Annotated in this window: 16 protein-coding genes; 12 read left to right on the forward strand and 4 right to left on the reverse strand. The window is 43.8% G+C overall.

Going from position 1 to position 16,121, the window contains the following annotated elements; all coding sequences use genetic code 11:
- Positions 1-999: 999 nt before the first annotated feature.
- Positions 1,000-1,443: a bacteriohemerythrin gene (locus tag ACJJI4_RS09800; RefSeq protein WP_444927923.1), complete on the forward strand. Its 444-nt coding sequence runs from the start codon at positions 1,000-1,002 to the stop codon at positions 1,441-1,443.
- A 448-nt stretch (positions 1,444-1,891) separates the two neighbouring features.
- Here the strand turns inward: ACJJI4_RS09800 and ACJJI4_RS09805 are convergent, their stop codons facing one another.
- Positions 1,892-2,131, reverse strand: a complete 240-nt coding sequence (locus ACJJI4_RS09805) for a hypothetical protein (protein WP_444927924.1) — start codon at positions 2,129-2,131, stop codon at positions 1,892-1,894.
- 249 nt (positions 2,132-2,380) lie between these two features.
- Here ACJJI4_RS09805 and ACJJI4_RS09810 point away from each other — a divergent pair, with 249 nt between their 5' ends.
- The 6 genes from ACJJI4_RS09810 to ACJJI4_RS09835 all read left to right on the forward strand — a co-directional run bounded on the left by ACJJI4_RS09810 (position 2,381) and on the right by ACJJI4_RS09835 (position 6,268).
- Positions 2,381-2,839, forward strand: coding sequence for a nuclear transport factor 2 family protein (locus ACJJI4_RS09810; RefSeq protein WP_444927925.1), 459 nt, complete (start codon positions 2,381-2,383; stop codon positions 2,837-2,839).
- 312 nt (positions 2,840-3,151) lie between these two features.
- A complete protein-coding gene (locus tag ACJJI4_RS09815; RefSeq protein WP_444927926.1) occupies positions 3,152-3,517 on the forward strand; it encodes a cupin domain-containing protein in 366 nt (121 codons plus the stop codon).
- A 120-nt stretch (positions 3,518-3,637) separates the two neighbouring features.
- Entirely contained in the window at positions 3,638-4,141 is a 504-nt protein-coding gene (locus ACJJI4_RS09820; RefSeq protein WP_444927927.1) for a GrpB family protein, read from the forward strand.
- Between the two features lie 297 nt (positions 4,142-4,438).
- The gene (locus ACJJI4_RS09825) at positions 4,439-4,828 is read left to right on the forward strand and encodes a hypothetical protein (protein ID WP_444917235.1); all 390 of its coding nucleotides are present in this window, start codon (positions 4,439-4,441) and stop codon (positions 4,826-4,828) included.
- Positions 4,829-4,890: 62 nt separating this feature from the next.
- Positions 4,891-5,118: a hypothetical protein gene (locus ACJJI4_RS09830; RefSeq protein ID WP_444927928.1), complete on the forward strand. Its 228-nt coding sequence runs from the start codon at positions 4,891-4,893 to the stop codon at positions 5,116-5,118.
- Between the two features lie 265 nt (positions 5,119-5,383).
- Positions 5,384-6,268: a homocysteine S-methyltransferase family protein gene (locus ACJJI4_RS09835; RefSeq protein WP_444927929.1), complete on the forward strand. Its 885-nt coding sequence runs from the start codon at positions 5,384-5,386 to the stop codon at positions 6,266-6,268.
- 368 nt (positions 6,269-6,636) lie between these two features.
- Here the strand turns inward: ACJJI4_RS09835 and ACJJI4_RS09840 are convergent, their stop codons facing one another.
- Positions 6,637-9,570, reverse strand: coding sequence for a YncE family protein (locus tag ACJJI4_RS09840; protein ID WP_444927930.1), 2,934 nt, complete (start codon positions 9,568-9,570; stop codon positions 6,637-6,639).
- A 573-nt stretch (positions 9,571-10,143) separates the two neighbouring features.
- Between ACJJI4_RS09840 and ACJJI4_RS09845 the strand changes: the two genes are divergently transcribed.
- Complete coding sequence (locus ACJJI4_RS09845; RefSeq protein WP_444927931.1) at positions 10,144-10,713, forward strand: DJ-1 family glyoxalase III; 570 nt, start codon at positions 10,144-10,146, stop codon at positions 10,711-10,713.
- Between the two features lie 49 nt (positions 10,714-10,762).
- On the opposite strand, the gene ACJJI4_RS09850 is transcribed toward ACJJI4_RS09845, so the two are convergent.
- A complete protein-coding gene (locus ACJJI4_RS09850; protein ID WP_444927932.1) occupies positions 10,763-11,761 on the reverse strand; it encodes a GlxA family transcriptional regulator in 999 nt (332 codons plus the stop codon).
- Between the two features lie 108 nt (positions 11,762-11,869).
- On the opposite strand from ACJJI4_RS09850, the gene ACJJI4_RS09855 reads away from it, so the two are divergent.
- Positions 11,870-12,172 (forward strand): putative quinol monooxygenase, encoded by a 303-nt coding sequence (locus tag ACJJI4_RS09855; protein ID WP_444927933.1) that lies wholly within the window; start codon positions 11,870-11,872, stop codon positions 12,170-12,172.
- A gap of 28 nt (positions 12,173-12,200) precedes the next feature.
- On the forward strand, positions 12,201-12,968 hold the full coding sequence (locus ACJJI4_RS09860) for an alpha/beta hydrolase (RefSeq protein ID WP_444927934.1): 768 nt from the start codon (positions 12,201-12,203) through the stop codon (positions 12,966-12,968).
- A 76-nt stretch (positions 12,969-13,044) separates the two neighbouring features.
- On the opposite strand, the gene ACJJI4_RS09865 is transcribed toward ACJJI4_RS09860, so the two are convergent.
- A complete protein-coding gene (locus tag ACJJI4_RS09865; protein WP_444927935.1) occupies positions 13,045-13,914 on the reverse strand; it encodes a LysR family transcriptional regulator in 870 nt (289 codons plus the stop codon).
- Between the two features lie 140 nt (positions 13,915-14,054).
- On the opposite strand from ACJJI4_RS09865, the gene ACJJI4_RS09870 reads away from it, so the two are divergent.
- Both ACJJI4_RS09870 and fghA read left to right on the forward strand, forming a co-directional pair.
- Positions 14,055-15,185, forward strand: a complete 1,131-nt coding sequence (locus ACJJI4_RS09870; RefSeq protein ID WP_282932909.1) for an S-(hydroxymethyl)glutathione dehydrogenase/class III alcohol dehydrogenase — start codon at positions 14,055-14,057, stop codon at positions 15,183-15,185.
- A 56-nt stretch (positions 15,186-15,241) separates the two neighbouring features.
- Positions 15,242-16,093 (forward strand): S-formylglutathione hydrolase, encoded by an 852-nt coding sequence (gene fghA, locus ACJJI4_RS09875; RefSeq protein WP_444927936.1) that lies wholly within the window; start codon positions 15,242-15,244, stop codon positions 16,091-16,093.
- Positions 16,094-16,121 lie beyond the last annotated feature (28 nt).

Genomic DNA, 16,121 nt, shown 5'->3' on the forward strand with positions numbered 1-16,121 from the left:
TTAAGTACGTTCTGACCAAGAAACAGCCTCCACCGGACTGCCTATGAGTTGCTCCGGCTTCCGTTTATAGCTAATTTTATTGATAGGATCTCAAAACTCCAACCCCTGGAATCCATAAAGAGCCCAATCGAGTATCCCCCACGGCTTGATTTTTAAATCCACCAGTTCCCCAATCTTGCATAACAACTCCATATAAGACACAGTTAAATTGAAATAAAGCTACAAATTATTGATTTACATCAAGAAAGCGCAAAACGTCTGTGTATAAAACTTAGTGGAGGCGTTATGGTAGCAGACCATATAAATTTTTGATTATGCCAACATAGAATATTAAGTACTAATTTGGCATTCAGCTTTTTGCTAATTGCCAGCTTGAAAGTCAAGCGGTTTCGTTCCTAGAGTGTTCGTTTGGGCGTGGTAGATAGGGGCAATTCGCTGAAATTTCACTGGGTGCCAGTAAGAAAGAAATTGGGTGGGGATAGTTTGGTATTTTTTCCTCGTAAATATTGGGCAGTGGCCAGCCAAGCTATTGGCTAGTACAGTGCTAGTCGTCTGCCTGAAACACGCCAGCCATAATCAGGCTAGGTATGTACGAGAAAGGCATCCCGACTGGCTTCGCATCGTGAAGTAAAAAAGGCCTTCAAGACGCATAAGTACGCTCAAGACAAGCGTGGTAACTAAGGTCTTACAGAATACGAATTGGTATACCCGAATTGTTTCACGCCAATGTATGAAACTGGCTTGGCTTTCAAGGCCTCATAAGTTTCAAGTATTAACAGGGAGTCAAAATTGAGATTACTAGTTGAAGGTCAGTTGGTCGAATAAATAGATTGTCCCACTGCACGAAAATCAGAATTTTGAGAAACAGTGAAAAATTACAAAAAAAGAACTCACAAGCAGCTGTTATCACGTTTTCGGCTTTGGGATGCTTATTCCGCCGCTTTGCGGCTCCGCGCCTGCTACAGAGTCGAGTGTTACATAAAAACCTGGTGAAGAAAAATGAGCTATTGGTCCTGGGATGCGTCGTTGTCAGTGGGTATAAACGTCATTGATGAGCAGCATAGGAGAATCGTAGATTATATAAACGAGCTTGATTTGGCACATATTGAAAATGATAAAGAGAGAATATCAAAAGTACTTATAGGCCTTGCCGATTACACGTCCACCCACTTCGATTTTGAAGAAGACTTGATGGAAAGATCAGGTTATCCTCTGTCGGACACTCACAAGAAAGTCCACAGATCCTTTGTTGCGCAGATAGACTCATATGTTGAGCAACACGAAAACGGAAAGGATATAACTCGTAGACTTATGAGTGATTTAAAAATCTGGTTGACAAATCACATTAAGAACGACGACAAAGATTATTCTCCCTATGTGAGGAAAGAAATGACTAAACATCAGGGGTGGATAAGTCGCACCGTTCACAGATTGTTCAAGTGAAATTCATGTACTCAACTCTTAAATGAGATTTATGATAACTTCAATAGAAATGAAAACCCGGACTGAAAACCTGGCACTTATGTACAGATTTATTTTTCTGGAGAAAATTCTCCGTAAAGAATGGATACTGACCTCATAATAAGGTTAAAGCTGACTACCTCATAACTACAATTCATTGGTTAATTGATACAGGAGTTGCCGCACCCAGGTGCTTGATAAATTCACCACACCAGAGGCATATCTAAAATGCTTCGAGGTAGGTGCCAATCTAGAGGTTCGAGAGGGTTCAAAGGTAGTTGGCCATGCTGTGATACAGGAAATATATAGTGAGCAACTACGAAAAAGTGGCTAACAATTGCTGATAAACTGCCAGCGATTCACTTACACCTATGCGCAATAAGTTTCGGACTTTCGCTCTCCCTGCGCCAATTCTTCCAATAAATCATTCTTAATCTCTGCCGTATCCAATAGTCCAAATCAATACATTTTTATAGCCTTGGACTATACCAAAACAATTGATCCAATCACGGAGAAACACGGCAAGCTCTTTCAGAGTCTTGCCAATCAAAATACCGCGGGATCGACTAGCAAGCTGACAAAAATGGTATTTTAGTTGGAGCAGAGACTTATCATGCCAGGCAAGCTTTGCCCCAAAAAATGAAAACTCTTTAGTTTCAGCAAGCACCATACTATACCTGAGCGCAACTACCCAATGATCCCTCCTGAAACTGGTATCATGGTTTTGTTTGAGTACCCTCGTTTTAAACTAACAAACCAAGTAAGCCAGCTCCACATTGTGGAGATCCAATCAGATAGTTATTTAGTGGGAAAAGTATGATATTTTTCCCTGTGAATTTAGCGGGCGATGGCAGGGCTTGAAAAGCTACGCGCCACTTCGGCTGCTCTTGCTAGCAACGTTATTTTTTAAGAGGGAACCATGAAAACACTAAGAAAAATTGTATTGGTTTTGTCACTGTTCTCTGGACCTGCTGTAGCAGAATCAGATCCAGTATTTGAACCGGTTGTTGCACTCTTTTCAGCTATTTCTAAGTTTGATCATTCTGCTATGAAGAGGTCCGTAACAGACAAATTTGAGCTTCTTGAGAATGGAGAAGTTTGGGGTATTGATGAACTTATCGCCGCTGTTCCACCTGCTGAATACAAGAGGGAGAACTACTACAGCCTTATCTCTACTGATGTGAGAGAAGATATTGCCCTTATAAATTACTGGAATAAAGCTGTGTTTTCCTCTAAAGAGGGTACGCGGGACGTTGTATGGCTGGAAAGTGTTGTGGTGGTCAAGGAAGATGGTAAATGGGTTCTACAGCAGATGCATTCTACACACGTTGAACCCAAGAGGGTTCCGGCGTCGATTGCATATCTAGAAATGCGCTGAAAAACATAATGAATGAGGGGCAACGCCTACATTTCTACTTCGCTTTTGGGTTGCTCACCGGCTTCGCAAGTTAACATAAAACTAGTGCGTTAGTACGGCGTGCCTTATCCAGTGGTTCAGGCTGTAGAAAACTAATGTGTGTTTTTGCTCCCTTAGGTGTGATCAAATATTAACCTCAAGTGGCGATTCTACGAAAATTCTGGCTGAGTTTTCACTGGTCAGTAGGCTATTTTTCACGTAAAAGTACAATATAAAGTGAGGGGTGAGTTTTTCTACACACTCGTTAGCGGCACTTAGCAGAAAGGATTCTGAATGGAGTTCAATGCAATAAATCTCAAAGAGAAATACGCAAAATTTACCGAACATTGGTCTCCGCGTGTTATCGCAGAGATGAATGATTATCAATTTAAACTGGTTAAAGTTGAAGGTGACTTTGTATGGCATAATCACCCTGAAACAGATGAAGTGTTTATTGTAATTGAAGGGTCACTACTTATTGAACTCCGTGATGGCAAGGTTGAAATTAACTCAGGGGAAATGTTTGTTATCCCAAAGGGTGTTGAACATAAACCATCTGCAACAGATGAATGCCAAATCATGATTGTTGAGCCTAAAGGTGTTGTTAACACTGGCGGTACTGAAAGCAGGTTAACGGCAGAAAATGATGTATGGGTTTAGTTTACTGCTAGCAAACAACCCAGATGGATAGGCCAATATTATGAAGTTTTCGCTACGTATCAGTTTGGGGCAATATCTGCCTACCAATTAATCGGGCGTCAACAGCCTTTCTTCTTTGAAATGAAAATTGAATTAGAAAACTACAATAGTGCTTGGCCTGATGCATTTGAGAAGGAGAAAGGAATCCTTCTAAATGTAGCAGGCGAATGGCTGTGCGGAGCTGTCGAGCACGTTGGTAGCACTTCAGTTCCGGGGCTATCTGCAAAACCCATCATCGACATAATGTTTGGGGTAAAAGACTTACCCAGCTCCAAACCTGCTATTGAAGCCCTATCGGTGATTAATTATTGCTATTACCCATACAAAGATGATGTTATGCATTGGTTTTGTAAACCTAAACCTGAATACCGCACGCATCATCTTCACCTTATCCCATTCAAAAGTAATCTTTGGCAAGAGCGCCTTAAATTTCGCGATATATTGCGCAATAACCGTACCATCGCTCAGAAATACGCAGCATTAAAACAAAAGCTTGCCCAAGATAACCCTCAAGACCGTGAAGCCTACACTGAAAACAAATGGCCATTTATCAAGGCTGTACTATCGGGCAGGATACGCAGCTAAAAAAATAGTTAACCCAACTTCCACTACGTTGATTCGTTCACTCCTTAATACTACGCTAGCGTGAAAAAACAACTCCGTTTCAACCGGTTAAGCGTTATTCTGGCAGTCAATTTTTAGGTGGCTTGTATTTTCTGCAAGAATTAACCTCTACCTGAGCACACGACTCCTGAGAGTTTTCCTACAATCTGGCACTATAGCTTCGTTTTAACTCAACAAGCCCTGCAAGATCACCCACTCGGATGGTTGGGCAGCTTATACTCTACTTCGGCTGCTCTTACTCGCGACGTTGGTACAGACATGAAAAAAATACTGACTTTAGCTCTACTATGGTTGGCTTCTGGCAAGGCACTTTCTGATTGCTCTTTTGAATCGAAAAAGGATAGTTACAAACCTGAAACTGCAGCGATCTTAGCAGAGAAGGCGTTTAAAGAGGATAATGTTTACTTCATCGTAGTAGCAGATGGAATTGGCCCTTCTCGCCCAGGCTTCGATATTCCATTTACTTCATGTGTTTTTAAAAATACTAAATGGGAGATACTTTGGGTTGGAGCTGATTCTCAGTATTGTGTTAACCATGAAGATCTTATAGCGCAGGCCAGAAGCTTTGCTCAAAATTTCAACAAGAGTATGGTGCAATTGGCAAGCAGTCAACTTCGTGAAATGTGCCCAGGATTCCATAAACAATAACAATCGCAGACAGGATACTCCAGCCCTGGAGCATCCATAAGTATTATGTAAGAAGGATTTTTATGATCCCTTCAGTTTTTGAAGTGACAAAGATTGGTAACGGTACGCTTCATGCAATGCCTAAAACCTCTTCAAAATTGTTGACTGAAGACGCCAAATATTTTTCTAAGATAGGAATTTCTAAAGTTGTATCCTTGTTAGAAAATAGCGAAGAATATGAGCTTGGATTAGCTAAAGAACATCAGGAGATAGAGGCCCATAATATCGAATTTCAGAGCTTTCAAATCTAGGGCTGAGTTCTTAACCACTAACGACATCCAGCTAATCATATTTCCTGCCCTTACACTCGCTAGTTTTGCTAGTGGGAATTGGTTGTGCAGCTCATTCGCTCCAAAAGTACCAAGTACACTTTATGACTCGTTGGAGTTTACTTTGTCAGTAGCTGGGTTTTAATCCTAGTCTTTCTTGCATGGCAATTTTAATGGCGGCAGTATAAAGTTTAAATATAACTGGGTGTTCAACTTCAGCGCCCGACAGCTTACACCGGAGAGCATCATGCAAGGAATTCTTTCAGAAAAGTTGATTCTTACTGAAGCGGCCATACTCGAAAGAGTCAGGCGTAACAAAGATATAAGCCTTTGCAGCCATGTCGACCATGCTAAATTAATCTATAGCAAAGCTGGTGCTGAAAGCCTTAAACGAATCTACAGTGAATACATAAACCTTGCAATTGATGCAAAACTCCCTCTTTTGCTTGCAACTCCTACATGGAGGGCCAGCTCAGAGAGAGTTTCTCTAGCCAAAGCACCTACATCTATCAATGAAGACGCTGTTAATTTTCTTTCGAATATCTTGCCAAAAGAAGGAAATGTATATGTAGGAGGCCTAGTCGGCTGTAAAAATGACTGCTACAAACCAGAACAAGGCCTAACTTACAAAGAATCTCTTTCTTATCATCGTTGGCAAATTGATAAGCTCGGAGCCTCTAATGCTGACTACCTCATGGGAGTAACCCTACCAGCTATACCAGAGGCACTTGGCATTGCATCTCTAATGTCAAAGTACTCTAAACCATATTTTATTAGCTTTGTCATTGGCTCAGATGGCCGCCTTTTAGATGGCCATACCATTCAAGAAGCAATTTCACATATTGATCACCAGGTTTCGCCTAAACCTTCTGGGTACTTTATTAATTGTTCTCATCCTTCTTTTCTAAACGCTTCAAGTCAATTACCTGACAGACTAATCGGCATACAAGCCAATGCTTCATCACTAACGCACAATGAACTAGAAAACAGCAAAACAACGCGCTCCGACAGCATATCAGAATGGGGTAATCTTATGCTTCGCTTAAATCAGAATAACGGGTTCAATATATTGGGCGGCTGCTGCGGCACTGATACAAGGCACCTGGAATACATCATAAATAATCACAACTAACAAATTTAGCCCGCTTCTTTCCGCTTACGACTACCCTCGGCAGCCACTCTCTTGGATTGGCTATTATTACAAAGGGCATTAGCTGGACTGCTGAATTATGAATAGGGGAAAGGGAGCAACACTGAGACTCGCAATTGCCTGAGCGCCTCAATTCTGCTGGCCACCGAGGTGACAGTTCGCGGTCTGGATATCGCCAAAGGTCCGGAAGTACATACCAACTGGGCCGGCAGTGTCATTAAGCGCAATGTGGCAGCACAGTCACTAAAAAATGGAAGATTGAAGATATCGGATGCAGCGTACTCTAGTATAAGGTACTTAATTTTTATTCAGTGTAACTAAAATGGGCCCTGCCGGGCCCATTTTCTTGTTTAATGTAAAATATCATCCTTATTAATTTTGTACATAACACCCCCAAGCACGACAAGTAATTCATCTTCATTAAGATCAATGAGCGCCCTGCCTTCCCCCAGAAGAATCGCAAATGTTGGCATTTTTACTGAAGCTAACTCTTCAAATGTATCCAGACTAAACACCTTGAGTGCTGGATCATTGGCAGATGTCAACATTGATGCATACAAATACATCACTCCCCGGTTTTCATCAATTACAAAATGATGGCGTGTCCAATTATCTGTCGACAAGCCTTCCATCTGTCCAACTAGCTCCATGGAATCAGTATTAATCACATATCCAAGAGAGCTATATAGTCTCTCGGAAGAATAAGCGATTTCATTTGGAAATCCCCAAATTAGATCATCATACTCATTGACGAAGGTGACTCCACTAGAATCAACCTTGAATTCGCTCACTTCAAAACCGGTACTATCAGTATTATAACCAAATACTAAATTATCACTTGCAAAACGGATTCGATTTGCACGGATTCCAGCAGGAATATCACTTGATCCTGTCGATAGTTTAATGCCATCCACATATACCTCCATTCCTTCAAAGTCTGTGGTATACCCTTGCCTGGCTGTAGAAACAAGCACACTGCCTTCATCTGTAGGGAAAGGTTCTAGATCACCAGCAAAAATTGGTCCAGAATAGTTACCCCTTGTTCCCAGGTCTACATTCATTTCGAGGGATAAATCGTTTAAATTAAGTACAGAGTATTTATTCGTACCCAGATAAGAAATGTAAAGGAATTTGTCATTCTTACTTATTTCAAGTTCGTAGGGTTCAGAACCAACAGGTATATATTTTTCAAAATTCAGTGTTTCTCTATTTATAACAGCTATAGAATTACCATTGACACCTGCAACTCCCGGAATTGATGCATAAATTTTATCATACTCTGCACTGTAGGCTGCATCACCGAACAAACAACCGGAAAAGCTAATATCGAGATCAACTCTCATATCGGGAATAAAATATTGCCCACAATTCGCATCTCGATCAACTGGAACATCCTCATGACTAAATATCTTAACTCCAGCATCAGTTACGAAAGCAAATTTGTTATCATTAATGTTAATTAAACGTAGAAATTTACCTTCTACACCTGGATCGAATACTCCCAAGTAGGTATATCGATCCCGGTCATATATCTCAAGATATTTAGCAAATATATAGGTATATTCACCACCCGGTGTAATCAAAGGCGCAAGCTTTCGATATTCCTCATTGTCATATCCGTTAACAACTGAATTTCTACCATACAATTCCCCGGAGTCTGGATTAACTACAGTTCCAATTCCATTGTAAAGAGCCCCGTCATACATAAGAATGTCGGAAGGTCCACTTGCATAATCTTTTAAGTTCAATACATGATCCAACCCATTTATACCGACCGAAAAAACGTCAATATCATAGGCGGTTGAATCATCTGTGTATGCAATTAATCTGCTTCCATCCTCATCAAAAGTGATTCGTGTTGGACTAGAAAACCAGTCTCCCACAACCGATTGCTCAACCCCATCTCGGAAAAATTTTATTTTTGCCGAATATTTACTATCCGAGTCAAATTCTAGTTGGTAAGTCGTAACAGCAACCGTATCGTTAGCAGATGGAGATACTGTTATATTGCGTGGGTAATGCAGTCTCCCATCCTCTTCTCCCAAATCAAGTAAAGTTGATAGGGTAAAATCAGAAAGATCTACACGCTGCACTTCAGGAAAATTAATATAACCCAGATACAAAATTGCTCCATCACCAGATATTGCCAGCGGACCAGCCTCCCCCTTTAGTGCAAGACTACGGGTGATACTCATTGACGATAGCTCATACTCTATCAAGTGATTGGCATACTCTGACCCATTGTCAGGTATGGCTATATAAAAATAGCCCGAACTCGAGGCGTAAACCGCATCATTGATATCCATACTGAATTCAATAGATGGGAGTCCAGGAACTTCAAAGGTTGGTTGAGGGAATCCAGGTTGATACTCATAAACTGATTCAAACTCATTCCAGTACATGCCTAAAACTGGGCGATACTCCTGGCTGTCTGCGTCAAGAATTGATACATCCATAGTCCCTCCAGCATACCCCTCACTAAGAAGCAAAACATCAGGGTTACTGTCAGAACAATAAATTTCAAAATCTTTCGGATTCCACGCTCCCATACCATATGGCTCTTTGGTATCACAACTGATCTCGCCTCCTAGTAAACTACTATTTAACTTCACAGAATATTCGCCAAAGAAGTTTGACCTAGGCCACATGTTTAAACCTTGATCTAGGTCATATTCAATATTTGCCTCTATCTTGGAAAAAGTAATACTGTTTGACTCATCTCTTAGTTTGAGTGGGTTCTCAGAAATATGTTTCACATCAATAACATCACCGTACCAGGTTGCCTGTAAACCGAGGGTGAAGCTACCTAGTACAGATACGTAGGTGTTATCATGTAAACTTAAATCCTCATCAATATTGACCCGTCCTTGAAAGAAAACTTCTTGAGCAGAATTAGAATATACAGATTCGGGGATTAACTCAGCCTGCCCACTAAATCCAATCTCTAGCTGCGAGTTCTCGCAACTGTTAAATTTTACAAGCACCTCTGCTTCGCTCACCACATCAATGGAGATACTTCCAGAACCGTCACAGTAAAACTCATGACTTTCCTCTCCAGATAGAATTGTGGCATCAAGAGCTTCTTGTAGCTGTATTCCAAGCTTTAATATAGTGGCAGTTGAGTCCATGGCTTGTGAAGCAACCACATTGGCATTCTCCTCTGTGATTCGAAAACTGGATCCACCACCCGTATTACCGTCACCATCTCCGCCGCCACTGCCGCCGCATGCAGATACAAGAAAAACGGCTAAAATCACAAGTACTTGCTTGTAGATGCAATTCATAACTGCCCCAACTTATTAGATATAAAGGAATAACAGAACTGCCGGCATGGTCGACCCAAAGGTTTAATTGCCTAGTTCCACGAAACAAAATCACTTTGACTTTAAATGTTTAATACTATCAGATAAAAGCTTATATTTCTTTAAGGGCCTCAAGTATCAAATTGTATTAACCGTACCAAAAACTTTGGCACTTCGAACATTTTGGCAGTTATGGTTATTATATTGCATACTCCTAATATGAGTGGTTTGCATTCTATTCTTGCATTTAACCCCCCCCTTAAGAATAAGTCCACTCATGTCATTAATGATGAAACAATTAAAAATCACCTTTAGTTCTGCCTTTAAATGATAGTCAGCCATATAAATGGTACAAAAATCAGCTAAATACAGCTGCTCAACTACAATTTAGTTTGACTTACACCAGCAATCCTTATCCAACTCAAATAGCATTCAAATTGGCACAAACATTTTCGCAATGCACATTAGCTATAAATTATTAAAGACGAAAGATACAAAGGTATATTTTTAGTTTTAAAAGCGTATAGATAATCTAAATAATTTGGAGTTATATCAATGCCCAACATATTGATTCCCCTCGCCGATGGTAATGAGGATATCGAAACCATTGCCATCTACGATATTTTGAGCCGCACGGATGCAGAGCTTGCCTTAGCATCGATTATGCCAAGTAGGCGTATAACTACCCTGCGTAACCTTGTTATTGAAGCCCCCTGCTCCATAGAGGATTGTTTGGACTCTACGTGGGATCTAATAGCCCTGCCAGGCGGCAAGGAAGGTGCCGAGCAAATGCATAACTCAGCCCCCCTAATAAAGCTCATCCGAGAGCAACTGGAATCGGGTCGCTGGCTAGGGGCAATTTGTACTGCTCCGGTAATCGTTCTTGGTCGGCAAGGGTTAATTACCAATTTCAAGGCCACTTGTTACAAGACTTTTCGCAGTGAACTTAGTCAATATGTGAAGGAAACCAGTGATCAGAGAGTGGTGGTCGACCGGAATTTAGTAACCAGCCAATCACCCGGGACCGCTATCGAGTTCGCTTTTGAACTCGTCACCTGCTTATTTGGGAAAGAACTATCGCAGGAGATTGCACAGACGGTGAATGTCTATCTACCGCCAAATTAGCTTGGCTTTTTCCAGGAACCTGGGGCGCTGACTTCTATCACCAAAAAAATCAGCTTTTCTGATATTTCTGCCTAAATTGACTGGGACTCATACCCACATGTGACTTAAATACACGTCGGAATACTGCATCATCGGAATAGCCTAATTCTTGCGCAACACTGGCAACTTTATTGGCTGGGTTTAGTAAAAGGCTGCGTGCGTATTCCATACGGACGCTATCAATGAATTGCTTAGGCGCTTGGCCTGTTAATTGTTTTAGACGCCGGTGTAATGTTCGCTCAGATATCGACAGTTCTTTTGCCAATAACTGGCTGCTTAACTGTTGACCGAAATATTGCCGAACCACATTCTCTGCATCTACCAGAAACTGCTCTTTTGATACCTGGTAGCCTTTTGGTACATGCAAAGTTTGCGAACGCGGGTGGGAGTCCACAACGGCGAGATCAGCAACTTTGGTAGCGACTTCATCGCCAGCTAGCATCTTGATCACTTGTAGAGTCACATCTACCCAAGATAAAGGGCCACCCGCTGTCACTATATTTTCATCTACTAACAGTCCACTGGCCCATAGCGGGCAGGCATTGCTAAAGCGGGATTTCAACTCATTGTGTAACCACCAGGTGGTTGTGCACTGTCGTCCATTTAGCAGACCCGCTTCACCCAGCGCTAAAACGCCACTACAGGAACCCGCGATAATCGCCCCGCGCCTATATTGGGTTCGCAACCATTCGCAAGTCGGCTGGTCCAGTAACTTTTCAGGAGGCACACCAAACTGGTTGGGCATAAATCCGGGGACTATCACGGCTTCGCAACTGAATATTTGTGATACCCCATGACTTACAGCAAAGTACCTGCCCTGCCCGTCTATAATGTCGGCCCCATCAGAACTGGCGACCAGGATTTCGGGGGACCAGGACTGTTGATAGGCAGGGTCCAGGGAGTGCTGGCTTTCAGATAAGCGGAGGCCACCCAGGGCAAACATATCTTGAACGCCAGCCAGAGCCGACGGCAAAACTCCCGGCATAGATAAGATGACTATCTGGGCCATAAATCCTCAAAGTGGCGAATTTTGTCTGATCATTGTCTTTTTGGACACTGATAGTCAAGCCTGAGCTTCCCCTAGGATACTCATCACCAAACAACGTGAGAGAAAACAATGACTGAAGCTAAGCTGGCCATCGTGGCACTGATCGACGCCAAAGCGGATAAGGCTGATGAGGTAAAGGCGCTGCTCACCTCAGCCCAACCGCTCGCTGTGGAAGAGCAAGGAACCCTGAGCTGGTATGCCGTACAAATCAACGCTACGCGATTTGCTATTTTCGACACGTTTAGCGATGAAGACGGCTTAACTGCACATCTTAACGGCAAGATCGCTGCAGCATTGCTTGGCAAAGCGGATGAACTGCTCGTATCAGAACCACAAATTATGACTGCGGACATCCTCGCATCTAAAGTCTAAGGAAGCCTTGAAAAACCGGGAGCTGGCTTTGGATACCCCTCTCGTCTTTATCCACGGAACCAATGCCGGCCCCTGGACAATGGAGAACTTCCACCAGCATTTTGAAGAGGAAGGATTCTATTGTCACAGCCCAAGCTACCGCTACCATGAAGATCTTAAGTCAGAACAAAATCAGCAACACCTTAAAGGACTGAGTATTGCCGACTACGTTGATGACATCCGGGCATTTGTACAATCTTTAAATCAAAAACCTGTTGTAGTCGGCCACTCCCTGGGCGGTGTTATTGCACAAAAATTGGCAACTATGGATTTGGCACGGGCAATCGTGTTGCTTAACGGAAGCGTAAACTGGGGAATACTGCCCACCACAGAAGAAGAGAGTGCGCTGGGCAAGTTGTTTATGGCTGCAAGTGAATTTTGGAATGATATCCTGTTACCGGATTTCGCAACAATGGCGAAATTCGGGTTGAATAAACTTAATCCAGACGACCAGCACAAGGTCTTCGATCGATTGGGTCCTGAATCTGGGCAAGTCCTATTTGAATTGTTCTTCTGGATTTTTGACAGCAATAAAACAACCAGAATTGACTATCAAAAAATCAATTGCCCCACTTTAATGGTTTCGGGAACCGATGACCTGGCAATCCCCCCTTCCACAGCACAGTTAATCGCGGAGCGGCAAGGTAAAAATACCACCTTCTACCGGGCAGAAGGTTATGGTCACTATTTAATGCTGGAGCCAAAATGGAAGCGGATTGCGGAATTCTGCAGCACGTGGGTAAGCCAACAATTTTAAAAAACCACCTCCACTAGCAATAAATCACTGTGAACCCTTTACTACACCAAACCCTTAATCTGCCTCCTCCCTTTTCTCAAGTGAGATACTCGGCTAGATAATCAATCAGCAGCCTGACTTTCGGCGCGATATATCGATTGCCGGGGTAAACTGCGTATACCCCTTCATCCCTATCTTCGAGATCACTTAAGAGGGTGATTAATTTTCCTTCAGCGATATATTGCTCGACGTAGTAATCGGGCAACTGCACAACCCCCAGGCCTTTAAGCGCAGCATCTAAAAGCGCCCCGCCGTTGTTGTAGCGAAGGCTACCTTTGACCCTAAGGTTTTTTTCTCCATCCTTGGTATTGAATCGCCAGTAATCCAGTGTACCCAGCAGGCAGTTATGCCTGTTCAATTCCGACAATGAGTGCGGGGTCCCGTGCTCTTCAAGATAATCCGGTGAGGCGCACAGATGAATTCGCCGGTCCGCCAACTTTCTTGCCATCAAGGTTGAGTCCTGCAACTTACCCAGGCGTATGGCGATATCGTAACCCTCATCTATAAGGTCAACCTGGCGGTTGGTGAAATAGGCATTGACCTCAATCTTGGGGTTTTGAATCACAAAATCATTGATCAGTGGTGCAACCTTCTTTTCAGCATAAGTGACCGGTGCCGTCAGTTTGATTTTGCCCTGTGGGTGGCTCTGTAATTGAGTTACTGCTCGTTCCGCCGCTTCCAGCCCATCGAGCACCCCCCGGCAATGCTGGTAAAACAGCGTACCTTCTTGTGTCAGTGACACCTTGCGCGTGGTTCGATATAGCAGTTTGACATTCAAGCGGCTCTCCAAAGCACTGACTTGGCGGCTGACTTTAGCGGTGGAAATAGCCAGCCGCTGCGCTGCGAGGGTAAAGCTCTCGCTTTCAGCGACATAAACGAACTCCGTAATGCCTTCCCAGTCTTTCATTATTGCAAATATGTAAAAGTAAGTTTCAAAAACACCCAATTATAATCAATTCTGTAATCAATATAATGGCTCCCCAGTCGTCACAGCGGGGCCAGCCAACTACAGGCCCTGAATGACATGGTTTAACAGCGAGTAATCTTATGTCTGAACAATTTATCAAGTCGAAGGCCGCCATCGCTTGGGGGCCTGGCCAACCGTTATCGGTCGAAGAAGTGGATGTCATGCTGCCAAAGGCTGGTGAAGTATTGATCAAGGTCATTGCATCGGGAGTGTGTCACACCGACGCTTTCACCTTGTCTGGCGACGACCCGGAAGGCAAATTCCCCTGTATTTTGGGCCATGAAGGTGGCGGTATTGTCGTGCAGGTCGGTGAAGGGGTTACCAGTGTCAAAGAGGGTGATCATGTTATCCCTCTGTACACCCCAGAATGTGGTGAGTGTAAATTTTGCAAATCCGGCAAGACGAACCTCTGCCAAAAGATCCGTGAAACTCAGGGCCAAGGCCTGATGCCTGACGGCACCACACGCTTCTATAAAGATGGCAAGCCCATCTATCACTATATGGGCTGCTCTACATTTTCGGAGTACACCGTATTGCCAGAGATTTCGCTGGCAAAAGTAAATCCGGCTGCGCCGTTAGAGGAAGTCTGCCTGCTGGGTTGTGGTGTCACTACTGGTATGGGCGCTGTGATGAACACCGCCAAAGTTCAAGAAGGCGATACCGTTGCGATCTTTGGCCTTGGGGGTATCGGTCTTTCGGCGATTATCGGCGCCACCATGGCAAAAGCTTCACGAATCATTGCCATCGATATCAATGAAAGCAAGTTTGAATTAGCCCGCAAACTGGGGGCGACGGACTGCATCAACCCCAACAACTACGATAAGCCAATTCAAGAAGTCATTGTCGAACTCACCGAGGGCGGTGTGGATTATTCCTTCGAATGTATCGGCAACGTCAATGTGATGCGCTCCGCTCTGGAGTGCTGCCACAAGGGCTGGGGTGAATCGGTCATTATCGGTGTAGCTGGTGCCGGCCAGGAGATCTCCACCCGCCCATTCCAGCTGGTAACTGGCCGAGTCTGGCGCGGTTCCGCATTCGGCGGAGTTAAAGGACGCTCCGAATTACCAGACTACGTAGAGCGCTATCTGAATGGCGAATTCCAGCTCAACGACTTTATCACCCACACCATGAGCCTGGATGACATCAATAAATCTTTCGATCTGTTACATAAAGGCGAAAGTATCCGCACCGTCATTCACTTCGATCAATAACCAGCAATGATCAATTGGGCCATCTCTTGGCGGTGGTCCAATTAGGGCTATCCATCATGTCTATTGAAAATATCAGTGCCAACCGGAGTTTTGGCGGCTGGCACAAGCAATACCTTCACGACTCTCAGTCACTTAACTGCAAAATGCGTTTTGCTATTTATTTGCCACCGCAAGCTTCACAAATGCACAAGGTTCCGGTGCTCTACTGGCTGTCAGGTCTGACCTGTACCGATGAGAATTTTATGCAAAAGGCAGGAGCCCAGCGGATTGCCTCCGAACTGGGGATAGCCATCGTTGTTCCCGACACCAGTCCCCGTGGAGAATCTGTTGCCGATGATGAAGCCTATGATCTGGGGCAAGGTGCTGGATTTTATATCAACGCCACCCAAGCGCCCTGGAGTCGGCACTACCACATGTATGATTATGTGGTGGAAGAACTGCCGGCACTTATCGAGACCACCTTCCCTGTAACAACAGAGCGCGCCATTGCAGGACATTCAATGGGTGGCCATGGTGCACTGATGATCGCCCTACGCAATCCGGCAAGTTATGTTTCCGCATCAGCCTTCAGCCCCATTAGCAACCCTTCTCAGTGTCCGTGGGGACAAAAAGCCTTTGAAACCTATTTAGGCAAAGATCGGGATAGTTGGCGCGGCTACGACAGCAGCGAACTACTCAAAAGTGTCGAGAAGCCTGTGCCGATGTTGGTGGATCAAGGGGAAGCCGATAGCTTTCTTGTTGAACAGCTGAAACCCGAGATGCTCGAAGCGGCTGCCAAAGCAAGTAACTACCCGCTCCAACTTCGCCGCCATTCCGGTTATGACCACAGCTATTACTTTATCGCCAGCTTTATTGAGGAACATCTTCGGTTTCATGGAGGCTTTTTCAATCAAGCACATTCAAATTAATTTATGTGCAAGAGAATGCTCCAATACC

This window comes from Microbulbifer maximicatervae (SeqCode) (genome assembly GCF_052467305.1).